Genomic DNA, 22,636 nt, shown 5'->3' on the forward strand with positions numbered 1-22,636 from the left:
AGTCCTTTCGGAGGTTGGGCCCTCCAAAAGGACTCACGAGGCCGAAGGCCCTATTCGGGAGCCGGATCTTCCAAGATCACGACCGCACCCGCGGTGTCGCCGTCGTGGGTCAGCGACAGATGAATCTTGGCCCGCGGCAAGAAGTCCTGCGCCAGACCGTGCAGCCTGATGCTCGGCCGACCCCATGCGTCGTTGACGACCTCGATCAGCAGATAGGGGTTGTCACCGACCTGCGGACGGCGGGCGAACCGCGACGACGCCCACGCTTTGAGCACCGCCTCCTTCGCCGCCCACCGCACCGCGTAGCTGCGTGCCGGATCCGTTCCCTTGCCCTGGCAGTACCGCCGCTCGCCCGGGGTGAAACTTTCCCGAACCATCGTCGTACCTGCGCGTTCGAGCTGCTCGCCGAATTCTGACACCGTCACCAGGTCGAATCCGATTCCGATGATGCTCACGCGCAACCCGTCCCAGCGTTGTAGACACCGTCGTTGCCGAGGCGTGCGGTCTCCGACAGCAGCATGTCCGCTTCGAGCTGACGGATCTTGCCCGCTGCGACGTCGTCGCCACCGAGGCGGCGATCCGCCGGACGCTGATACAGGTTGTCGCCACCGCACATCGACTGCGCAAGCTTCTGCCTACCGTTGGCCGCACGCTCACCGGCGCGCAGCACGTAGTCGGCGCGGCGTGCCGGCGCGATCGACTGCACGAACGCCTCCGGGTGCACGATCGCGACGAGACCCGACACGTGACCGAAGCCGAGGCTGGTCACCAGACCGGCCTTGAGGCCGTAGCTTTCACCGAAGCGCAGTGGCTGCCGTGCCCAGACGAGGTGACCGAACTCGGCCATCTTGTCGTCGACACAGTCGAGACTGCGGTTCGGCGGCACGACGCCCTGGCTGAGCACCTGGCACAGACCGTTGATCTGGAAAGCGGCTGCGCCACCCTTCGCGTGACCGGTGAGGCTCTTCTGCGACACCACGAACAGCGGTGCACCTTCGGAGCGACCGATTGCCGCGGCGAGCCGTTCGTGGAGTTCGGCTTCGTTCGGGTCGTTCGCATTGGTCGACGTGTCGTGCTTGGAGACGACAGCGATGTCGTCGGCCGTGACGCCGAGCGCATTCAGCGCTGCCGCCAGCTTCGATTCGCGGCCACCGCGTCCGGCACCGAGCGCACCGAGACCGGGCGCCGGGATGGACGTGTGGACGCCGTCGCCGAACGACTGGGCGAACGCGACGACACCGAGAACGGGCAAGCCCATCTCCAGCGCAACGTCACCGCGGGCCAGCAGCACAGTGCCGCCACCGTTGGATTCGACGAAGCCGCCACGCCTGCGATCGTTGGCACGGGAGAATCGGCGATCGCTGATTCCCTTGGCGTGCATGACATCTGCGTCCGCGGTCGCGGACATGTCCGCGAAGCCGATGATCGCCTCGGTGCTGAGGTCGTCGAAGCCACCTGCGACCACGAAGTCGGCCTTGCCGAGCTTGATCTTGTCGACGCCTTCTTCGACCGAGACGGCTGCGGTTGCACACGCTGCGACAGGGTGAACCATCGCGCCGTAGCTACCGACGTAGGACTGCACGACGTGTGCTGCGACGACGTTGCCGAGCGCTTCCTGCAGGATGTCGTTCGCGTGCGCCTCGCCGAGCAGCGTGTCGACGTACATCGACCTGATGGACGACATACCGCCCATGCCGCTGCCCTGGGTGTTGGCAACGAGGCTCGGGTGAACCCAGCGCATCAGTTCCGACGGCGTGAAGCCCGAGCCGATGAACGCGTCGACGGTGGACACGATGTTCCACAGCGCAACCCGGTCGATGGAGCTCGCCATGTCGGCGGAGATGCCCCACTTGGTCGGATCGAATCCGGTCGGGATCTGGCCGCCGACCGTGCGGGTCAGCTTCATCTTGCGCGGCACCCTGATCTCGGTGCCCGCTCGACGAGTGACCTGCCAGTCGGTGCTGTCGGCGACCGGCGCGATGACGGTGTGCTCGGGATCCGCGCTGTAGTACGAGCGGGCCTCGGTCTCGTTGGTGACGACGAACTTCAGGTCGTCGTCGAGGAACACCGAGGTGAGCAGCGGCGCGTGGTTGTCGACCATCGAGCCGTCGTCTTCGTAGCGCCGAATGCCGCAGCGTGCGACGACGGTGTCGTGGTACTTGTCCGCAATGTCGGCCTCGGCAACGAGGTCGCCCGACTCTGCGTCGTACCACCCCGGCTTTGGATCGTTCTCCCACGTGACGAGACCGGTTGTCCACGCCAGCTCCAGAACGCCTGCGGCGGAGAGCTGTTCGTCGACCTCCATCTCGAAGCGGGTGCGAGCCGAACCGTACGGACCGACCTCACCGACGCCGACGATCACAACGAGATCGGCGGGATCGGCAGTGACCTCCGACCAGGCCGGCGGAGCCAGCACGGTCGCGACCGACGGCGGTGCCGCCAGTGCGGAGATCGTCGCGAGGATTTCTTCGTCCTCCTCGGTCAGCGTGACGGACGGTGCCTCTGCGGCCCGCTTCGCCAGCGCAGGCAGGTCGAGGTTCGCCTCGGCCAATCCGCCGGTCAGGTCGACCTGGTTCGGCTTGTCGGCTGCGGTCAGACGCGCTTCCGGCGTGCACAGTTCGAGCAGGGCACTCGCCATGTCGAGCGTGGACCAGGTCCGCACTCCGGCTTCTTCCACGGCGTCGACCAGCGGGTCGTTGTGACCCATCAGCCCGGTGCCTCGGACCCAACCGATCAGTGCGTGCGCGATGGTGACGCGCTCTGCCCAGCTACGTTCGGCACTCCAGCGAGCGACGACGGCATCCAGGGCCGCCTTCGATTCGCCGTAGGCACCGTCGCCGCCGAACAGTCCACGGTTCGGGGAACCTGGCAGGACCACGTGAAGACGGCTGTCGACGTCGTGGTCGTAGCCGATCTTTCCGAGCCCACCGATGAGTCGCTCGACCGACCAGAGCAGTACGCGCATTTCCATTTCGGCGCGGGCTCCGGCGTCGGCCAGATCGCCTGCGACGCGCGGCGCTGCGAACGGGAAGAGCAGCGTCGGCGTCATTGCGCTCTTCGTGACCTTCTTCGCACCACCTGCGGTGTCGACCTGTTCGCTGCCGACCCAGTCGATGAGTGCGTCGACGTCGGCGTAGGACGCCATGTTCGCCGGCACGACCCAGAGTGCTGCGCCTGCCCGTGCGTTGTTGCGGTACAACTCGCGGTAGAAGCCGAGCCGTTCGTCGTCGAGGCGCGAGGTCGTGACGACGACGGTCGCGCCGCCACCGAGCAACTTGCCTGCGACAGCAGCCGCGATCGAGCCCTTGCTGCCGCCGGTGACGACTGCGACGTCGCTGCTGTACTCCCCGATTTCGGTTCGTACGGCGGCGTCGGCAATCTGCCCGTAGGCCGCGGCGAGCACAACCTTGTCAGCGGCGGTTGCCCGCTGCTGCCACCACAGTGCCTGCGCTGCAACGGCTTTGCCTGCGCCGACGAAGGTGTCGGCAGTGATCGACGAGATCGAGTCGTCACCGATCCAGAGCCGTGCAAGATCTTCGCGAGCGGTCGCCCAGCGGTCATCGAGCAGGACCGCACGCTTCCCGTCGAAGGACGGCGCAACGAGGCGTGGCCAGTCGGAGCCGAGCTCGGCCGACACGAGGTCGACGAGGTCGGTTTCGGTGGACAGTGCCGCGACGGTGACTTCGTCGGTGAGGCCGAGCTGTTCGAGAACGAGACGCGCAGCCGAGGCGAGGACGCCGTTGCGACCGGTGATGTTCTCCGTGAACTCACCGAGCGCGGCTGCGTCGACAGTGCCGCCGCCACCGCCACCGGTGGAGGGCAGTGCAACGGAGATGCCACGACGCGAGGCAACTGCGGCCACAGCGGCGTCGATCACCTTGTCGACTGCGGCGGTGTCCGCGAGCGCACCGTCGGCTAGACCACCGAGGCTGCCACCACGCACACTTGCACCGTCTCTGGTTCCGAGGGAGACCTCGGCCATGACGTGATTGGCCCAACCGTCGCCGAGCTCCCAGACCTTCTTCACCCGATCGGTGATGGCGGCCGGACGACGACCCGACGGACCGAACACCTTGCGAAGGTGGTCACCGATCGAATCCGACAGCACGGAGCCGAACGGCTTGTAGGTGCGGGCGAGCTTCTCGACCGTTCCCGAAAGGGCTGCCATGTCCGCATCGGCAGCACCGTCGATGGCACCGAGCGACAGCTCGGAGCCGAGGTCGACGAGCAGCTGGTTGCGGCGCGAGGAGACGCCGTCGCACAGTGCCTCGATCGTGTCGACCGGTCCGATCTGGTCGAGACGCAGTTTGGTCCAGAGTGCGATGAGCACCTTGGTCGCATCGGCTGCGCTGAAGACGATGTCGTCCGGACGCGGTCCACCCGACGGTGCTGCGGGAGCAGCGGCGGGGGCGGCTGGTGCGGCGGCTGCCGCTGCTTCGGGGGCCGCTGCGACTGGCGCATCGTCCTCTTCCGCGGGGGCGGCGTCGACGTCGGTTGCGTAGACGACTGCGGCGTCACGCTCGATGTTGAGCACCTCGACAGGACCGCCGATGCGGCCGGGCAGCTTGAGTGTGTTGGTGGCGAGACCTGCGACGGTCGGAGCCGACGCGAGGCCGACCTCGATGAAGCGTTCGACACCGAGGCCACCGTGCGCCTCGTCGGTGAACAGCAGATCCTGTGTCTCGATCCACCGGACCGGGCTGGCGAACTGCCATGCGAGCAGTTCGATCAACACGACGCGGCAGAGGTCGGCCGGGCGCGCTGCCCAGTCGTCGAAGTCTGCGAGCACCTCGTCGAGCGGCTCGGACGGAACGAGGTCGGCGATCTCCTGCACGAAGTCACGCTCGAGCGAGAACGGCTTCGGTACCAGGTTCGGAATGTAGCGTCCGACAAGGATTTCCGGATGCAGGTCGGCAGGAAGCAAGGCTTCGAGCTTGTGCCGGAACTCGGGAACTCCGTCACGAAGGACGGTCGAGTGGAACGGCACGTCGATGCCCGGAACCAGGATGAATGCCCGCTTGCCGCCGGTCTGGGCGCGGCGTTCGTCGATCTCGGTCTCCAGTTCCGCCAAGCCTTCGACCGTTCCTGCGATGGCGTACTGCGAACCGCGGAGGTTGAGGTTGACGACCTCGAGGAATTCACCGGTGCGCGAGGCGATCTCGGCGATGAAGCTCTGCACGTCGGCGTCGGCAAGGCCGATCTGGGACGGGCGGATCGCTGCCATGCGGTAGTTGCTGTTGCCCTTGTCGTCACGCGGCACCAGAGCGTGCATGGCCGAGCCACGCTGGAAGACGACCTCGAGGACTGCCTCGAGTGGCAGCACTCCTGCCGCTGCGGCGAGTGCGTTGTACTCACCGACCGAGTGGCCCGCGAGCAGTGCGCCTTCGACGAAGGCACCCGACTCACGCAGTTCGGCGATCTGTGCGACGCCGAGTGTCGCCATCGCGACCTGGGTGAACTGCGTCAGGTGCAGCACGCCGGCGGGGTGACGGTGTTCGACTCCACGTGCCTTGATGTAGGTCGGGTTGTCGCGAACGACAGCCAGGATCGAGAATCCGAGCGCCTTGCGGGTGTGCTTGTCGGCACGGTCCCAGATGGCCTTTGCGGCCTTCGACCTGGTCCGAGCGTCGAGGCCCATGCCTGGCCGCTGGATCCCCTGGCCGGGGAACGCGTAGATCGTCTTCGGTACGGCGAGGCGGCCGGTTGCGACCATGACGAGGTCACCCTCGACACGGCACGACACCTCGACGACCTCTGCACCTGCATCGATCGCGATCCGGTCGACCCGGACGTCGATCTTGGCGCCGGGGCGAACCATGCCCAGGAAGCGTGTGGTCCACGCGGTGAGCCGACGGGCAGGAACACCCGCGGCGGCATCGGCGGCCGAGACGACTTGCTGCGCAGCGGCCGAGAGCCACATGCCGTGCACGATCGGGCTGCCGAGCCCGGCGAGCAGTGCCGCAGCACCCGAGGTGTGAATCGGGTTGTGGTCACCGGAGACCTTCGCGAAAGCCGCCATGTTGCGCGGCGCTTCGATCGTGGTGTCGCGGCGACGCTTGCGCGGTGTATCCGCAGCATCCGCGCCGAGTGCGCCACCGGCGCGCGGCGGATCGGTCAATTCGCCTGTGCCACTGCGGCCACGAATGGCGAACCGCTCGACGAGCGTCGCGACGGTCGGTGTTGCCAAGCCGTGATCACGCATCACGCCGATCTCGACGTGCACCTCGACGACGCGGCCGAGGTCGGTGTCGAGCACCGACGTCGATTCTGCGCGCACGGCGAAGATCGATGTGTCCGAAGGCAATTCGCGAACGAGGTTGACCTGGTGATCGAGGTGGACGAGATCGAGCATGCCTTCGATGACGCTGGTGCCCTCGGCCGTTCGCGTGGCGCCGAGCACGGCGAACACGGCGGGCCAGCAGGCGCCGACGACGACGTCGGGAACGGTTGCGCCTACCGTGTCGAGCTTTTCCGGCAGGCCGGACGACGTCACACCACCGTGGTCGGCGACGAGGTCGGGCGACCAGGCGAGGTTGAGATGCGCGACGGGCTTGCCCGCCGTGACCTTCACCTCCGGCAACTCGCCTGCGGCTGCGACGGCGAGCAGTGCCGACATCGACGACTCGGCGTCGGCGTCGCTGACGACCGGCGCGCCACCGTCGTGGGTGGAGGACGGGACCGCGATGCGGATCTTCACCGAGGCGCCGGCCTTGTTCAGCGGCACCTCCAATTGCACGTTCTGCGAGTCGATTTCGACGAGCGAAGCGCCGGTGCGCTGATGTGTTGCACCGGTTCCCGACGCGTCGACGGTCCACTCGGAAACGTCACCGAGGCGACCGACCGGGTTGCGGGTGAGGCGCGAGGACCACGTGACGTCGGGTGCCGCGAGCACGATGTCGACGGGTCCGACGGCAACGCCGGCGTCGCGTCGGCTTGCGACCTTCGTCGGGGCGACACCGGCAGCGAGGAGCGCGTCCGTCGTTGCCTTCTCGAAGCGATTGAGCAGATCGCCGACCGGCTCGTCGACGCGGGTGATACCAGCGACGGCAACGGTGCCGGGGATGACGCAGACCTGGTCTGCCGTGTAGCGCGGGTCGTGTGCCTGCCACAGCGAATCGGATCGCCACCAGCGGCGTACGTCGCCGTCGACGACGGGAACGAAGTTGACGGGCTTGCCGGGCGTCTTGCACAGCGAGACGAAGAACGAGACGTCGGCGGGGTGCAGGATCGCGGTGTCGGTCTCCGGGTAGCGCGCCTTCAGTGCGCACAGCGCCGCGACGGGACGTTCGAGCGTTTCGGGATCGGAGAACAGCGTCGGGATGGGTCCGCGGTCGACCGGGTGCAAGCGGGCCTCGGCGCGCTGCAGCATGTCGGCGAAGCGGTCGCGCCAGGTGCGGTCGAGCCACGGCGATTCCGTCGCGGCGTTCAGGACGTCGCCGAGGTCGGAACCGCAGTCGAAGTCCTGGTGCGGATCGAGACCGACGGCCAACTCGACGTAGCGCTGCAGCCACTGGCCGTAGGTCATCGTCGCGATGTCGCCGAAGTACGGCTTCGCGGTGACGTCGAGTGCGGCGATGATCTCGTCGCGACGCTTCGCTACTGCTTCGGCGTCGCCTGCGACCTCGTCGAGGAGACGGCCGGTTCGTGACGCGGCGTTGTCGATTTCGTGGATGTCGGCGCCGAGCTGGCTACGGCCCGATGCCATGCCACCCTCTGCGGTGCCCGCACCGACCCAGTCCGGCGTTCCGGGGGTGTCGACGAGCAACTGCTTGACCTGAGGCGATGTGGTGGCTTCCAGCGCTGCCATGGCGGCCGTGCCGACGAGGATGCCGTCGAGCGGCATCTCCGGGTAGCCGTGCGCGGTGGACCAGCGGCCGGTGAGGTAGTCGGCAGCACGTTCCGGTGTGCCGATGCCGCCGCCGACGCAGACCACGAGGTTGGGTCGGGTCCGCAGCTCTGCGTAGGTCTCGATGAGCAGATCGTCGAGGTCTTCCCACGAGTGGTGACCGCCTGCGCGACCGCCCTCGATGTGCATGATCACGGGGACGTTGGGGACCTCGTTGGCGATCCTGACGACGGACCGAATCTGTGCGACCGTGCCTGGCTTGAACGCGATGTGCGCGATGCCGGCCTCGGTCAGCTCTTCGATCAGTGCGACTGCTTCTTCGAGTTCTGGAATTCCCGCGGTGACGACGACGCCGTCGAACGGGGCGCCCGCGGCGCGAGAGCGCTGCACGAGCCGGCGTCCGCCGAGCTGCAGCTTCCAGAGGTAGGGATCGAGGAACAGCGAGTTGAACTGCACTGCGCGGCCCGGCTCGAGCAGGGTGCGGAGTTCGGCGACTCGGTCGAGGAAGATCGGTTCGGTGACCTGGCCACCGCCGGCAAGCTCGGCCCAGTGGCCTGCGTTTGCCGCTGCCGCAACGATTTTCGCGTCGACTGTCGTCGGGGTCATGCCTGCGAGCAGGATCGGCGAGCGCCCGGTGAGCTTGGTGAACGCCGTCTCGACGACGACGCGACCGTCGGGAAGGGTGACGGGCTTCGGCGCGAAGGTGGACCACGCAGCTCGCACCTCCGGCGTCGCGCCCGGGGTGAGCAGGTTGCGCTGACCGCCACGGGTCGCGACGGGGATGACGCCGATGTCGGTGCCGCGCAGGGCAGCAGAGGTCATACGGGTGAGCAGGTCGCCCGGACCGAGGTCGAGTACCCAGCGTGCGCCGCTTTCGATGATTTTGTCGGTCTCGACGACCCAGTCGACCGGCTCGAACAAGCAGCGTGACGCGATTTCGCGGGTGCGCTCGACGTCGATGCCGCACTTGGCTGCCCAGTCGCCAGCGATGTCGACACATTCTTCGATGGTGGGGTGATGGAACGCCAGGCCGACAGCGATCGGCTCGAAGACGGGCGCGAATACAGCTCCGCCGCGCTTCTTGGCGTCGCGTTCCTTCGTCTGTTCGGCGGTGATTTCCTTGCAGCGATCGCGGAGTCGTTCGAGTTGCGCGGGTGCGCCGGATACGACGACGCGACGGCGTCCGTTGCGGATGGACACGAACGGCGCGATCTTGGGGTCGACGCCATGGGCGACCTCTGCGACGACGGCGCGCAGTTCGTCGGGGTCGACGTTGGCGACCGACATCATCGGCGAGCGCGGCGAGGATCCGATCAGTCCGCGGCGGCGACCGACCAGTGCTGCGGCAGCACCGGACAGCTGTGCAATCGCGAGCAGTTCGGCGTCACGTGCGGCGTCGTCACCTACCGAGTAGACGCCGAGGAGGCCTTGGGAATGGCCGACCGAGACGACCGGACGGGTGACAGCCGGGTCGATGCCCTGCAGCGTCAATGCGCGCAGTGCTGCGAGCTGGCACAGGAAGATTCCGGGAGGCGACACTGGCGCAGACGTCAGCACCGTGTCGGACGGACCGGGGTTGCCTTCGCCTTCTTCTGCGAGGTCACGCTCCAACATCCAGCCGATGGGGTCGAAGCCGAGCGGCCGCACGACGAGGAGTTCGTCGGCGACGGGTGCTACGAGTCTGGTTGCCTCGTTGACGAGGTCTGTGATCTCGGGCTCGATGCCGCTGTCGCGGGTGATCTCTTCCAGTGCATCGAGCCACGACGACCCTTGGCCGCCGAATGCGATTGCGTAGGGCTCCCCTGCCAGCAATCTGTCGATTAGCGGTGCCCTGCTCGGTGCTTGTGGCTTCGAGCCGTTGGGGGCTGGGCGTGGGGACGATTGCGAGCCTCGTCCGTTACCGGGTGCTGCGCTCTCGTTTATCGTCACGCGGGGGTTCCTCTCGTGGACTACATGTGTTCAAGCCGGAATGAAACGAGCCACCGACGGGTCTGCGGTGACCGCGCTAGCCGACTGCGAGTGCCTTGATCAGGTATTTCAAGGGTGTCACAGAATCATGAGGAATCCCTCAGGTTTCTTCGCTGTGCATGTTTCCAACGGTGACAAAAGTGGTACGAACGAACCAGTAACTTACGGACGAGTAGCCGGGTTTGCGCAGGCGACAGCGGTGGACAACCGACTAAAACCTGAGGGATTCCTCATGTTGATTGTTATCAATTCGTTATATATAGAAATCGCGTACTCACCAGTAGACCGAAAAGCGCCCTACCAGGACTGGAGCCGGAAGCGGCGAAGGTGTCGTCATGGCGTATCTTTGGATTCGCTCGCGCGAGTGGCGGAATTGGCAGACGCGCCAGATTTAGGTTCTGGTGTCTAAGGACGTGGGGGTTCAAGTCCCCCCTCGCGCACAGGTACCGTCTTAGGGGTGACGAGCTTGCCCCGACGACTGCCCCGAAGGCGGAGACCAGCACTGATTCTGCTGGTTGTTCTCGTCGCACTCGGGTGTCTCGCTCTCGGCTGGTGGCAGTGGACTCGCTACGAGGCCACCGGCGGAACCGGCCAAAATCTCGGCTACGCGCTGCAGTGGCCCCTGTTCGCCGCCTTCTCGGTCTATGCCTACCGCCGCTTCGTACAACTCGAGGAAGTTGCCGCCGAACCCGAGTCCGCTGCCGCCACCGCCGACCGAAGTCAGGCGCGAGAGATACCCGCAGACATCCTCCCGCCGCGACCTGCCGCGCTCGTCAGCGACGACATCGATCCCGCAACATCGGAATACAACCGCTATCTCGCCGAGCTCCATGCCGGCGACACCGACAGGAGTACGGCTTGATGGCCAGCCCGGACAACGTCACATCGGCGCAGTCGACCCAGGATCCGGCCGATCGGACCGCTACCCCGGCCGACTCGAAGATCCCAGGCGCTCTGCTGCGCTACCGGGTACTCGCTTGGACGACCGGCCTGTGGCTGCTCGTCCTCACCGTCGAAGTGATCGCCAAGTACGGCTTCGACGTCGACAACTTCGGCTGGGTCGGCATCGTCCACGGTTGGGTTTATTTCGCGTATCTCATCGTGACGATCGATCTCGCGGTGAAAGTGCGATGGCCAGCGCTGCGCACGATCGGGACGTTGCTTGCGGGCACGATTCCGTTGCTGTCGTTCGTCGTCGAACACCAGCGCACGGCACAGGTCAAGCGCGACTTCGGCGTGAAATAGCGGAGTTTCTAGCGGCCCGCCGCGTAGTCGGACAGGGCGGCAACCAGCGATCGCAGGGCGCGGCCACGATGGGAGGCCGCGTCCTTTTCGCTCGGTGAGAGTTCGGCCGCCGACCTGGTTTCGGACTCGGGCACAAAGATCGGGTCGTAGCCGAAGCCACCGTCCCCGCGCGGTTCGTGGGCGATCGTTCCCGGCCATTCGCCGCGAACGACGATCGGCTCGCTTCCTGGAATCGCGAACGCGCACGCCGAGACGAACTTCGCACCGCGGCGGTCGTCGGGGACGTCGCCGAGCTGGGCAAGCAAGAGCTGCGTATTGGCGGAGTCGTTGCCATGCACGCCCGACCAGCGCGCCGACAACACTCCCGGCATACCGTTCAACGCGTCGACTTCCAGGCCGGAATCGTCTGCGACACAAGCCAAACCAGTTGCGGCTGCGCCGTCGACAGCCTTGACGAGTGCATTGGCCTCGAAGGTTGCGCCGGTTTCGGGCGTCTCGTCGAACGCCTGGACTTCGTCCAGACCGACGACGGTCAGGCCCTCGATACCGCTCTCGGTCAGCACCCTCCGCAACTCGTTGAGCTTCTTCGCGTTGCGGCTGGCAACGAGGATCGCGGGGCGCTGCGCGCCTCGTGAGTCTTTTTGGTGGGCGGGCCCTCCGAAAGGACTCACGAGCGGCGTAGCCGCCTCAGACACCGAACTTCTTCTTCGGCGGCTCGACCGGTTCCGGCAGTTCACCCGGATACGGAAGTGCGAGTGCATCTTTCTGCACTTCGAAGATCCGCTCGCAGCCGAGCAGTGCCGAATCGAGCAACTTGTCCAGCGTCGACCGCGGGAACGTCGCGCCTTCGCCCGTGCCCTGAATCTCGACGAGCGTTCCGGTATCGGTCGCGACGACGTTCATGTCGACCTCCGCGCGTGAATCCTCCTCGTACGGGAGATCGAGCCGAACCCGACCGTCGACGACGCCCACGCTCACTGCGGCGATCGCGCACGAGATGGGTTGCGGGTCTTTGAGCCTGTTGGCGGCACGCAAGTACGCGACCGCATCGACGAGCGCCACGTAGGCACCCGTGATCGCCGCTGTACGGGTACCGCCGTCCGCCTGAAGTACGTCGCAGTCGATGGCGATGGTGTTCTCACCGATGGCTGCCAGATCGATACACGCGCGCAGCGACCGACCGATCAGGCGACTGATCTCCTGGGTGCGTCCGCCGACTTTGCCCTTGACGGATTCGCGCCCGTTCCTCGTGTGCGTTGCGGCGGGAAGCATGGCGTACTCGGCGGTGAGCCAACCGAGGCCCGACCCCTTTCGCCAGCGCGGAACGTCGGTCTCGACGCTCGCAGTGCACATGACCCTGGTGTTTCCGAACTCTACGAGCACCGATCCTGCTGGGTGACTTGTGAATCCACGGGTTATGCGAATTTCGCGGAGTTCGTCGTCCGCCCGGCCATCGGCTCTTCTAGACACCTACGGGAGCCTAGACCGTCCACCGTTGGGGTCGGTGATCGGCCGTGATCTCAGAAGTCGAACGTCTCCCCGCACGACACCGCATGAACCGGCCCGGAGAACTCCGCCTTCGCCTCGGCGATGACGTCTTCACGCGACGTCCACGGCGGAATGTGGGTCAGCAACAACTCGCCAACCCCGGCGCGAGCGGCGATCTGACCGGCCTCGGTACCGGAAAGGTGAATGCCGGGAGGACGATTCCCGGGATCGTGGGTCCACGAAGCTTCCGAAAGCAGCACGTCGGCGCCCCTCGCGAGATCATCGACCATCGTGCAGACCCCGGTGTCGCCAGTGTAGGCGACGACCTTGCCGGTATCGGTTGTGAAGCGCAGACCATAGGACTCCGGCGGGTGGTCCATCCGATACGGCGTGACGACGTTGCCGCCGCCGAAGTCGACTTCGACACCTTCCGACCAGGGATGCATGTCGATCGTGTCCGACCAGTCGTCGGTCTGACCGCCGTATTCGGCCGACGCGTTGCCGATCCGCAGTGACGTATCCGAGGGTCCGTAGACGAGTGCCCGACCCTTCGGCGGATTCGGGTGGTATCGACGCCACACCAACAGTCCGGGCAGGTCGAGGCAATGATCGGCGTGCAGGTGGGTAAGGAAGATCGACACTTCACCCGGGTCGGCATATCGCTGCAGGGCACCGAGAACACCTGGACCGAACTCGAGCACAACCGATCGCATGCCCGGAGAGGTGAGCAAATAACCCGACGCAGGGGAATCCGGGCCGGACACACTGCCCGAACAGCCGAGCACGGTAAGACGCATAACGTCATGCTGCCATGCTCGGCGCGCTGCCAAAAAGCTTCGACCAGATTCGTCGGCAACACATCAGGAAAAGCGTCGCAAATGTGACCTTTGCACGGTGTACGCGGCGACGCCCCAGCTGGCTCAGGCAGCGACAGCACGCCGCTTTCGTGCCTCGCGATCGTCCGAGGAGACCGCCCATGCGGCGATCAGGCCACCGATGGCCCCGAACAGATGGCCCTGCCACGAGACGCCGGAATCGCTTGGCAGCACACCCCAGAGAACGCCGCCGTAGACGGCGAGCACCGCAAGTCCGATGAGAATCTGCGTGATGCTGCGGGTGAACAACCCACGCGCGAGCAGGTAGGTCAACCAACCGAAGATCAACACCGACGCACCCGCATGGTTGGTGCCCGCTCCGCCTGTCAGCCACACCCCGACGCCGCCGACCACCCAGATGATCGCCGTCGCGTAGATACCGCGTGCGATGCCGGCGACCAACGTCAGAAAGCCGAGTATCAGGACGGGAATCGTGTTGGCGATCAAGTGTTCCCAGCCGAAGTGCAGGACAGGGGCGAACGCGATTCCCCACAGCCCGTCCGCCTCGCGCGGCTCGATGCCGAGTTGGTCGAGAGGATGGTTCGGGACGACGACGTCGACGAATTCGAGCACGTAGAGCATGACCGCGAAGCTGCCGACGAGCAGTGCCGCCGTCTGCCACGACGCCCGCTTACGTGGTGCCTTCTTCACGCCTGGGGGCGGGCTTGCCGGACCGGAAGTCGTTCTGGTTCCAGGTGTATCCAGCGCTGCGCGCAGTGCAGCGATCCGGTCGGGATCGAACGACGCGCCTATTCCAGACCCTTGCGTCATGTGCGCGCCCCTTCGTCGTCCATTCCAGATCGCGGCGTTCGCTCAGGCCCAGAGCTGACCTTCGAGCCGGTCTTCCGCTTCTTCCAATGTACCGTCGTATGCCCCGGTCGACAGGTACTTCCACCCGCCGTCGCACACGACGAAGGCAATGTCCGCCCTGGTACCGGCCTTGACAGCTTTGCGCCCGACACCGAGTGCCGCGTGCAGGATGGCGCCGGTCGAGATGCCGGCGAAGATGCCTTCCTCGGCGACCAACTCACGAGTCCGACGCACCGCATCGAACGGGCCGACGGAGAACCGCGACGTCAGCACATCGGCGTCGTAGAGCTCGGGGATGAAGCCTTCGTCGATGTTGCGCAGCCCGTACACGAGCTCGCCGTAACGCGGCTCCGCAGCAACGACCGCAATGTCCGGCTTGTGCTCGCGCAGGTACCGACCCGCACCCATCAACGTTCCCGTCGTGCCGAGCCCCGCGACGAAGTGGGTGATCTCGGGCAGGTCTGCGAGCAGTTCCGGGCCGGTGCCCTCGTAGTGCGCGAGTGCGTTCGCGGCGTTGCCGTACTGGTAGAGCATGACCCAATCGGGGTGCTCGGCGGCGATACCTTTCGCCATTGCCACGGCCTGGTTCGAGCCGCCTGCCGCAGGCGAGGTGATGATCTCGGCGCCGTACATGGTCAGCAGCTGCCTACGCTCGATCGAAGTGTTCTCCGGCATGACGCAGATCAGGCGGTAGCCCTTCAGCTTCGCCGCCATCGCAAGCGAGATACCGGTGTTGCCGCTTGTCGGCTCGAGAATCGTCGCTCCGGGGCTGAGCGTGCCATCGGCTTCCGCCTGCTCGATCATTCGAAGCGCGGGCCGGTCCTTGATGGAACCCGTCGGATTACGGTCCTCCAACTTCGCCCACAGCCGGACCGCCGGACCGTCCGCGTCGTCGTTCCAGCGCGGTGACAGTCGCTGCAGACCGACCAGCGGAGTGTTGCCGAGCGTTGCAATCAGCGAGTCGTACCGCGCCACGCGTCAGCCGCCTGCAACGGCAGGGAGGATGGTGACCGAATCGCCGTCGGCAACCTCGGTGGCGAGCCCGCCGGAAAAGCGGACGTCCTCGTCGTTGACGTACACGTTCACGAAGCGGTGCAGTTTGTCGTCGGCGATCAGGCGTCCCTTGATCCCGCTGTGATTGGCGTCGAGGTCGTCGATGATGGCAGCGAGTGTGGAACCTGTTGCCTCCACGCGCTTTTCGCCGCCCGTGTGCGTGCGGAGAATCGTCGGGATGGACACGGTGACAGACATGGTGTGCTCCTGGTTCGGCTGTGAGAAAAGCTGCGTTGATTACTTGGACGGATATTCGGACACGATCTCGACCGGTTCTTCGGTCACGACTCCGTCGGCGATCCGGTAGCTGCGCAGTTCGTGCACATCGGGATCACGGGTCGAAACCAGCACGTAGTGCGCGTCCGGCTCGGAGGCGTAGGAGATGTCGGTTCGGCTCGGGTACGCCTCCGTGGCCGTGTGGGAGTGGTAGATCACAACAGGGACCTCGTCGGCATCGTCCATCGCTCGCCACAGCTTCAACTGCTCGCCGGAGTCGAAGCGGTAGAAGGTCGGCGAGCGCTCTGCATTTGTCATCGCGACAAAACGCTCGGGGCGGTCCGAGCCCTCTGGACCTGCAATGATGCCGCATGCCTCGTCCGGGTGATCGGCGCGCGCATGCGCGACCATCGCCTCGACCAGGTCAGCCTTGATGACGAGCAAACTTCACCCCTTGTGGTCGGTGATCATCGGTCAGGGCCGTCGGACCCGATCGCCGACGACAACAGCTCACGATAAGCGGGTATTCCCGCGACCGGCGTCGCTGTCAGTATCGCGCCGACGATGGCCCGCTCGACGGCAACGGCAACCGCTGCGCAGATCGCGTCGGTCAACGGCAGTTCCGACGCGAATGCCGCAGGTATGGGCACTGCGCTCGGCGCGACCTCGAAAGTTCCTGTCGCGACAGCGAACATGGTGTCCCCGTCGAGCGGTGAGTGCGCTGGACGGATGGCGCGGGCAAGCCCGTCCTGCGCTGCGACCGCCAACCGTCGACATGCCGATGCGCTCAGCGGGGCGTCGGTTGCGACGACACCGATCGTCGTGTTGAGGCTGGTGTCCTTCTTACCCAGATCGTTTGCGGCAGCGAGTTGTTCGGCCGACGGAGCAACAAGTCCGAAGAAATCCGCGCCGTCGCTGCCCGCTCCCCACGGCAGACCCGTCCGGGGATCGAACACGGACCCGACCGGGTTTGCAACGACGATCGCTCCGACTGTGACCCCGGCCGCAGGTCCGTCGGCGATGACGATGCTGGCCGTCCCGACGCCACCCTTGATCGAACCCGCCCTTGCGCCGACGCCTGCTCCGACCGAACCCGTTTCGAAGTCGACGGCTGCGGCATCGGCCGCGCGATAACCGAATTCCGCGGTCGGGCGAATACGCCAATCACCTACTGGCAGATCGAATATCACCGCAGCGGGAACGATCGGAACCAGCTCGTCGGGTTTGCCCATCGGGATGCCTTCGCGGTGTTCCTCACACCAGGCCATAACGCCGTCCGCTGCCGCAAGGCCGTACGCGCTGCCGGCGGAGAGGACGATCGCGTTGACCTGCTGGACCGAATTGCTCGGGTCGAGGAGGTCGGTTTCCCTGGTCCCCGGCCCTCCCCCGCGCACGTCGACCGATGCGGTCGCGCCACCGGGAACCCGGACGACCGTGCAACCGGTCGCGGCGCCCGACCCGAGTGTGGCATCGGCGTCGCGTCTGTAGTGATGGCCGACGAGCACTCCGACGACGTCGGTGATCGAGTTGTGCGGACCGGGTCTCATATGCCGTCCTCGGCTCGGATGGGGAACGTCTTACGGCGAGAGTGCGACGATCAACGAATCCTGCATCCACGTGAGCCAGTGGTAGACGTCCAGATGCGGTGCGCGTGGATCCGACGGATCGAGATGGTCGGGGGTGTCCGCGTCGATTCCCAACGTCGTTCCCAACGCGAGCCGTACGTCGTTGAGGCCGGCAAGCCAGGCGTCGGCTTGTTCGGGCGTGAGCAGCACTCGGCCGCCCTCGGCGGGGAGCGTGTCGAGAATGATGTGGCCCGCGGTCAACTTTTCGTCGATGATCTCGGGCTCGTGCAGACTGCGCAGCGCGCCGTTGACATCGGCGTTGTCTGCTTCGGGCGAATCCGCCTCGCTGCGGTAGAAATCGGGCAGCAAACGCGCAAGCGACGCGTCGTCGGGTGGGACACTGCTGCCGACCCGAAGTCCGGTGAGCGCTGCGAGGTCGTCCTGCGGGGTCGCGTCTGCTCGTTCCTGCAACAAGCCGAGAACGGACGAGACCAGCGACCGCAGGACCGCAGCCTCCCGCGCATCCATCTCGGAGCGAAGCTTCACTCCACCCAACGAATTCTTTCGGCTCCACGTCCGCAACTGAAGTCCCTTTGTTCCTTACCACCCCGGCAAGCGGGGCATGTGTCTGCGCACGTTCGTTTCGGTGTCGGCGAACGTGTTCGCTAGTCGTCGCGCTGCATCGTGGCCCAGAGCCCGGCGGCATGCAACCTGCGCACGTCGTGTTCCATCTTGTCTCGGGAACCGGAGGAGACGACAGCCTTACCTTCCTGGTGTACCTGCATCATCAGTTCGGTTGCCTTGGCTTTGCTGTAGCCGAAGAGCTTCTGAAAAATGTAGGTCACGTAATGCATCAGGTTGACCGGATCGTCCCATACGACGGTCACCCACGGCCGGTCCTCCGATTCCAGCACATCTTCGACCTCTGCTGTTTCCGGAGTGGCCTGTGGAGTCGCCGATAGCGTCGCCGTCGGGGTTGAAGTCATACACAGAGCCATAAATCAAGGGTACGACCTTCTCCGTGGACGACACCACCCGTCCCTGCTCGGGCTCGTAAGGTGGTCTGGTGCCAATCGATACCGCGCCCAGTACGGCGCTGCTGACCGACCAGTACGAGCTGACGATGCTTGCCGCTGCGCTGGCCGACGGTTCCGGTAGCCGTCGGTGCAGCTTCGAGGTTTTCGCTCGCCGACTCCCCGACGGGCGAAGGTACGGCGTCGTCGCCGGTACGGCACGACTTCTGGATGCGCTTGCTCGATTCAGGTTCGGCGAGCCCGAACTCGAGATCGTCGGGAAGTTCCTCGACGAGCGCACCCTCGACTGGCTGCGCAACTACCGCTTCTCCGGTGACATCGACGGCTACCGCGAGGGCGAACTCTACTTCCCGGGTTCGCCGATCCTCACCGTTCGCGCCACGTTTGCCGAAGGCGTGCTGTTGGAGACGTTGGCGCTGTCGATTCTCAATCACGACAGTGCGATCGCCTCTGCCGCCGCACGAATGGTCAGTGCCGCCGACGGTCGGACGATGATCGAGATGGGCTCTCGCCGGACCCACGAGATCGCGGCTCCCGCGAGTTCTCGTGCGGCCTACCTCGCCGGGTTCACCGCGACGTCGAACCTCGAAGCCGTGCGGCGCTACGGCGTGCCAGGCACCGGAACCAGCGCACATGCCTTCGTACTGCTGCATTCCGATACCGACGGTGCAGGCGAGGCGGAAGCGTTCCGCACTCAGGTCGAGGTACAGGGTGTCGGCACCACGCTGCTCGTCGACACCTACGACATCACCGAGGGCGTCAAGACCGCGATCGAGGTCGCCGGACCCGAACTCGGTGGCGTGCGAATCGATTCCGGTGACCTCGGCGTTCTTGCCAGGCAGGTCAGGCAGCAACTCGACGACCTCGGCGCGACGAAGACCAAGATCGTGCTGTCGGGCGACCTGGACGAATATGCGATCGCGGCTTTGCGCGCCGAGCCCGTCGATGCATACGGCGTCGGAACGTCGCTGGTCACCGGCTCCGGAGCCCCGACCGCAGACATGGTCTACAAGCTGGTCGAGGTCGATGGGGTTCCGGTTGCCAAGCGCAGCAGCCACAAGGAATCCCGCGGCGGGACGAAGCGTGCCGTGCGGTTGTCGCGCGACACCGGCACGATCGTGGAGGAACTGATTTTCCCGGCGGCCTCTCCGCAACCCGATGGCGGGGAATTCCAGAGCAGGGAACTGCAGACGCCGTTGGTCCGCGGCGGTGAACTGGTCCCGGAGCTGCCGACGTTGGAGCAATCCCGTGAACTTGTCGCAAGCGGCTTGGTGAGCCTGCCCTGGGAGGGTCTCAAGCTGTCGCGCGGCGAACCTGCCATCCCGACCACCTACTCGAGCTAGAACCCGCCGGCTGGAAAGGCACGTTAGATGACTGGAAAAGCGCTGATCATCGTCGACGTCCAGAACGACTTCTGCGAAGGTGGTTCCCTCGCAGTTGCCGGGGGCACCGCGGTCGCAAAAGGTGTCACCGAATTGCTCAGCGGCAATCCCGACTATGCCGCCGTGGTCGCCACCAGGGATTATCACGTCGATCCCGGCGATCACTTCTCGGACAACCCCGACTATGTGGACAGCTGGCCACCCCATTGCAGGGTCGGGACACCGGGAGCGGATTTTCACCCGAACCTGCGGACCGAACGTGTCGAAGCCGTCTTTTCGAAGGGCGCCTACTCTGCGGCGTACTCGGGGTTCGAAGGCACGGGATCGGACGGTGAGACGTTGGTGTCGTGGCTGCGTGACCGTGACATCAGCGCTGTCGACGTCGTGGGTATCGCTACCGATCACTGCGTCAGAGCGACCGCGTTGGACGCTGCAGCGGCGAGTTTCGACACGCGGGTGCTGCTCGATCTCACAGCCGGGGTCGCACAGGAGACGGTCGATGCGGCCTTGGACCAGATGCGCGCGGCTGGCGTCGTACTGACCGGAGAGGTGCCGGTTCGGGGCTGATCGGCCGGCTGCCGATCGCCTCTGCGTCGGCGGCAGCCTCACGGGTTGCGAAACCGTTGAGGCGGTAGCAATGTTCGAGCGCGTCCTCGGCCTGTGAGCGTGGCCACGAGTTCACGACACAACCCTCGCCGTACGCCGCGCGGTTGCGCAGCTCCCAACGCAGTCCGCCGGCCAGCCGGAGCGTGAATCCGCTACGTGGGACCAAGCACAATATCGTTGCTGCCATGGGGAATCGGCGCCTCTCTCGTGGTGAATCACGTGCAATCGCCAAGCACGGCAAACCGTCTCACGAGCCACCGACAAGAACGCCGCGGAACCGATTCCTTCTCGATCGGCTGTGTTCGAATCACCTCCCGACGGCCCGGCCTGGCGACCCGCGACGGTGACTGGCGCTAACCTGCTTCGGTGCCCGCACTTCCGTCCGTCCCCGAGCTGCTGTCGCTCGCTGTGCGCGGACTCGGCGGCACCGAGCGGGCGAGCCAGCTCACGATGGCCTCCGCCGTGGGCGGCGCCATCGAGTCGGGCGAGCACCTCGCGGTGCAGGCCGGTACCGGCACGGGCAAATCGCTCGCCTACCTGGTTCCGAGTGTCCGTCACGCTGTCGAAACCGGGCGGACGGTCGTTGTCTCCACAGCCACGATCGCGTTGCAACGCCAACTCGTCGATCGCGACCTCCCGCGCCTGGCAGATGCACTCGAACCTGCACTCGGACGCAAACCCGAGTTCGCGATACTCAAGGGTCGCAACAACTATCTGTGCCTCAACAAGATCAACAGCGCCGTCGAGGAACCACCCGACGAGCAACTGTTCGACCCATTCGCAGTATCTCGGCTCGGACGTGAAGTACAGCGGCTGAACAAGTGGGCGTCCGACACCGAAACCGGTGACCGCGACGAGGTCGTGCCCGGCGTCACCGATCGGTCGTGGCGTCAGGTCAGCGTCACCTCGCGGGAATGCCTCGGCAAATCGCGTTGCTCCTATGGCGAAGACTGTTTCGCCGAGCGCGCCCGCATCAAGTCGGCGCAGGCCGATGTCGTCGTCACCAACCACGCCCTGCTCGCGATCGACGCGATCACGGGGATCGCGGTGCTGCCCGAACACGACGTCGTCGTCATCGACGAAGCTCACGAACTCGTCGACCGGGTGACAGCCGTCGCGACTGCCGAACTCGGCGAAGCGGCAATAGCGATCGCCGCCAGGCGGTGCACCAAACTCGTCGAAGAGCAGGACTTGGACCGCCTCGAGGGCGCGGCCGAAGCATGGGGTGGCGTACTCGACGAACTGAACGCCGGACGCTGGGACTCCTTGCCGAACGGAGTCGACGCCGCACTGGCGTTGATCCGCGATTCGGCGTGGTCGGTGCGCACGGCGCTCGCACCGACACGTGGCATGGCTGCCGCGGATCCGGAATCCGCGGCAGCACGCAACGCCGCGCTGTCAGCAATCGACGAAGTTCACGATTCGGCCGTCCGCGCGTTGACGGCGTTCGACGAACCCGATCCTTCGAAGCGTCGCGACGTGGTGTGGCTCGCCGTCGACGAGCAGCGTGGCAAGTCCGCGCGAAGGGTCGTGCGGATGGCACCCCTCTCGGTCGGTGGTCTGCTGCGTTCGCGCCTGTTCGCCGAGTCGACCGTCGTGCTCACCTCGGCGACCTTGCAGGTCGGCGGATCGTTCGACGGCCTTGCCATCAACTGGGGTCTACCTGCTCAGACCCTCGCACGCAGCGACACGGCGATGGCATCGGCCGTCGAGCCGCCGTCCGACGACACGAAGATCAAGTGGAGTTCCCTCGACGTCGGGTCACCGTTCGATCATGCGAAGTCCGGAATCCTGTACGTGGCAAAGCATTTGCCCGCACCGGGCCGCGACGGACTGGCGCCGGCCTATCTGGACGAGATCGAGGAATTGATCACGGCGGCGGGCGGTCGAACGCTGGGACTGTTCTCCTCGATGCGGGCTGCGAAGGCCGCGGCAGAAGCACTGCGGGAGCGGATAGACACCCCCGTCCTCTGTCAGGGCGACGACTCGACGGGCGCGCTCGTCGCAAAGTTCGCAGCCGACGAGGCGACGTCGCTGTTCGGCACGCTGTCCCTGTGGCAGGGCGTCGACGTCCCTGGTCCGTCGCTGAGTTTGGTCATCCTCGACCGCATCCCGTTCCCGCGCCCGGACGACCCACTTCTGGTCGCACGGCAGCGAGCGGTCGAGTCCCGTGGCGGCAACGGATTTATGGCAGTCGCTGCAAATCATGCTGCGCTGTTGCTCGCGCAGGGCACGGGTCGGTTGCTGCGAAGTGTCGACGACCGCGGCGTGGTCGCGATCCTCGATCCACGTCTGGCAACCGCGCGCTACGGCGGTTACCTGCGGGCCTCGCTGCCGCCGTACTGGGAGACCTCCGACCCGGCGATCGTCCGCAAAGCCCTAGAGCGGCTTCGCCGCTCGTGAGTCCTTCCGGAGGGCGGGACCACTGTGCTGTCTAGATACATGTGGCACAGATGTGTCTAGATACATGCGAGACACATTTTAGGCTGCGTCGTGCAGTTTGCCTTGGTATCGCTTGGTGAGGTCGAGCGTCAGATGACCGAGCGCG

17 protein-coding genes and 1 tRNA gene are annotated in these 22,636 nt (G+C 65.8%); 6 read left to right on the top strand and 12 right to left on the bottom strand.

Annotated elements, in window-relative coordinates:
- Window positions 1-50: 50 nt before the first annotated feature.
- Together acpS and JGU71_RS26595 are read right to left on the bottom strand one after the other, a co-directional pair.
- The gene (gene acpS / locus JGU71_RS26590; protein ID WP_199707935.1) at window positions 51-455 is read right to left on the bottom strand and encodes a holo-ACP synthase AcpS; all 405 of its coding nucleotides are present in this window, start codon (window positions 453-455) and stop codon (window positions 51-53) included.
- Window positions 452-9,775, bottom strand: a complete 9,324-nt coding sequence (locus JGU71_RS26595) for a type I polyketide synthase (RefSeq protein WP_199707936.1) — start codon at window positions 9,773-9,775, stop codon at window positions 452-454. The genes acpS and JGU71_RS26595 overlap by 4 nt, the downstream gene beginning before the upstream one ends.
- 397 nt (window positions 9,776-10,172) lie before the next feature.
- Between JGU71_RS26595 and JGU71_RS26600 the strand changes: the two genes are divergently transcribed.
- From JGU71_RS26600 to JGU71_RS26610, 3 genes are all read left to right on the top strand, one after another.
- Window positions 10,173-10,254, top strand: a tRNA-Leu gene (locus JGU71_RS26600).
- A 17-nt stretch (window positions 10,255-10,271) separates the two neighbouring features.
- Window positions 10,272-10,676 (top strand): transcriptional regulator, encoded by a 405-nt coding sequence (locus JGU71_RS26605; RefSeq protein ID WP_372433234.1) that lies wholly within the window; start codon window positions 10,272-10,274, stop codon window positions 10,674-10,676.
- Window positions 10,676-11,059 (top strand): DUF3817 domain-containing protein, encoded by a 384-nt coding sequence (locus tag JGU71_RS26610; RefSeq protein WP_199707937.1) that lies wholly within the window; start codon window positions 10,676-10,678, stop codon window positions 11,057-11,059. The genes JGU71_RS26605 and JGU71_RS26610 overlap by 1 nt, the downstream gene beginning before the upstream one ends.
- Window positions 11,060-11,067: 8 nt before the next feature.
- On the opposite strand, the gene rdgB is transcribed toward JGU71_RS26610, so the two are convergent.
- From rdgB to clpS, 10 genes are all read right to left on the bottom strand, one after another.
- Window positions 11,068-11,670 carry an RdgB/HAM1 family non-canonical purine NTP pyrophosphatase gene (gene rdgB, locus JGU71_RS26615; RefSeq protein ID WP_307829905.1) on the bottom strand — a complete coding sequence of 201 codons (603 nt, stop codon included), beginning with the start codon at window positions 11,668-11,670 and terminating at the stop codon, window positions 11,068-11,070.
- Between the two features lie 76 nt (window positions 11,671-11,746).
- The gene (gene rph, locus JGU71_RS26620; RefSeq protein ID WP_199707940.1) at window positions 11,747-12,529 is read right to left on the bottom strand and encodes a ribonuclease PH; all 783 of its coding nucleotides are present in this window, start codon (window positions 12,527-12,529) and stop codon (window positions 11,747-11,749) included.
- A 50-nt stretch (window positions 12,530-12,579) separates the two neighbouring features.
- Window positions 12,580-13,344 carry a cyclic nucleotide-degrading phosphodiesterase gene (locus tag JGU71_RS26625; RefSeq protein ID WP_199707942.1) on the bottom strand — a complete coding sequence of 255 codons (765 nt, stop codon included), beginning with the start codon at window positions 13,342-13,344 and terminating at the stop codon, window positions 12,580-12,582.
- Window positions 13,345-13,467: 123 nt separating this feature from the next.
- A complete protein-coding gene (locus JGU71_RS26630; protein ID WP_199707944.1) occupies window positions 13,468-14,193 on the bottom strand; it encodes a rhomboid family protein in 726 nt (241 codons plus the stop codon).
- A 42-nt stretch (window positions 14,194-14,235) separates the two neighbouring features.
- A complete protein-coding gene (locus tag JGU71_RS26635; protein WP_199707945.1) occupies window positions 14,236-15,207 on the bottom strand; it encodes a PLP-dependent cysteine synthase family protein in 972 nt (323 codons plus the stop codon).
- A gap of 3 nt (window positions 15,208-15,210) precedes the next feature.
- On the bottom strand, window positions 15,211-15,483 hold the full coding sequence (locus tag JGU71_RS26640; RefSeq protein ID WP_199707946.1) for a MoaD/ThiS family protein: 273 nt from the start codon (window positions 15,481-15,483) through the stop codon (window positions 15,211-15,213).
- Window positions 15,484-15,522: 39 nt separating this feature from the next.
- A complete protein-coding gene (locus tag JGU71_RS26645; RefSeq protein ID WP_199707947.1) occupies window positions 15,523-15,945 on the bottom strand; it encodes a M67 family metallopeptidase in 423 nt (140 codons plus the stop codon).
- 23 nt (window positions 15,946-15,968) lie between these two features.
- Window positions 15,969-17,048, bottom strand: a complete 1,080-nt coding sequence (locus JGU71_RS26650; RefSeq protein WP_199707949.1) for a P1 family peptidase — start codon at window positions 17,046-17,048, stop codon at window positions 15,969-15,971.
- Window positions 17,049-17,078: 30 nt separating this feature from the next.
- Entirely contained in the window at window positions 17,079-17,648 is a 570-nt protein-coding gene (gene aosR, locus JGU71_RS26655) for an oxidative stress transcriptional regulator AosR (protein ID WP_199707951.1), read from the bottom strand.
- A gap of 83 nt (window positions 17,649-17,731) precedes the next feature.
- A complete protein-coding gene (clpS, locus tag JGU71_RS26660) occupies window positions 17,732-18,064 on the bottom strand; it encodes an ATP-dependent Clp protease adapter ClpS (RefSeq protein ID WP_199707953.1) in 333 nt (110 codons plus the stop codon).
- Window positions 18,065-18,132: 68 nt separating this feature from the next.
- On the opposite strand from clpS, the gene JGU71_RS26665 reads away from it, so the two are divergent.
- The 3 genes from JGU71_RS26665 to JGU71_RS26675 all read left to right on the top strand — a co-directional run bounded on the left by JGU71_RS26665 (window position 18,133) and on the right by JGU71_RS26675 (window position 22,491).
- Entirely contained in the window at window positions 18,133-19,443 is a 1,311-nt protein-coding gene (locus tag JGU71_RS26665; protein WP_307829902.1) for a nicotinate phosphoribosyltransferase, read from the top strand.
- Between the two features lie 27 nt (window positions 19,444-19,470).
- The gene (locus JGU71_RS26670) at window positions 19,471-20,049 is read left to right on the top strand and encodes an isochorismatase family protein (protein ID WP_199707956.1); all 579 of its coding nucleotides are present in this window, start codon (window positions 19,471-19,473) and stop codon (window positions 20,047-20,049) included.
- 405 nt (window positions 20,050-20,454) lie between these two features.
- Window positions 20,455-22,491: an ATP-dependent DNA helicase gene (locus tag JGU71_RS26675; RefSeq protein WP_199707959.1), complete on the top strand. Its 2,037-nt coding sequence runs from the start codon at window positions 20,455-20,457 to the stop codon at window positions 22,489-22,491.
- Window positions 22,492-22,636: the final 145 nt, after the last annotated feature.

This window comes from Antrihabitans stalagmiti, from assembly GCF_016482825.1.
Lineage (GTDB): Bacteria > Actinomycetota > Actinomycetes > Mycobacteriales > Mycobacteriaceae > Antrihabitans > Antrihabitans stalagmiti.

What these genes read in the sequence shown, in the direction of transcription:
- JGU71_RS26610 (WP_199707937.1), top strand. Translation starts at nt 10,676, where the DNA reads ATGGCCAGCCCGGACAACGTCACATCGGCGCAGTCGACCCAGGATCCG.
- JGU71_RS26625 (WP_199707942.1), bottom strand. Translation starts at nt 13,344, where the DNA reads ATGCGTCTTACCGTGCTCGGCTGTTCGGGCAGTGTGTCCGGCCCGGAT.
- JGU71_RS26630 (WP_199707944.1), bottom strand. Translation starts at nt 14,193, where the DNA reads ATGACGCAAGGGTCTGGAATAGGCGCGTCGTTCGATCCCGACCGGATC.
- JGU71_RS26640 (WP_199707946.1), bottom strand. Translation starts at nt 15,483, where the DNA reads ATGTCTGTCACCGTGTCCATCCCGACGATTCTCCGCACGCACACGGGC.
- JGU71_RS26650 (WP_199707949.1), bottom strand. Translation starts at nt 17,048, where the DNA reads ATGAGACCCGGTCCGCACAACTCGATCACCGACGTCGTCGGAGTGCTC.
- clpS (WP_199707953.1), bottom strand. Translation starts at nt 18,064, where the DNA reads ATGGCTCTGTGTATGACTTCAACCCCGACGGCGACGCTATCGGCGACT.
- JGU71_RS26670 (WP_199707956.1), top strand. Translation starts at nt 19,471, where the DNA reads ATGACTGGAAAAGCGCTGATCATCGTCGACGTCCAGAACGACTTCTGC.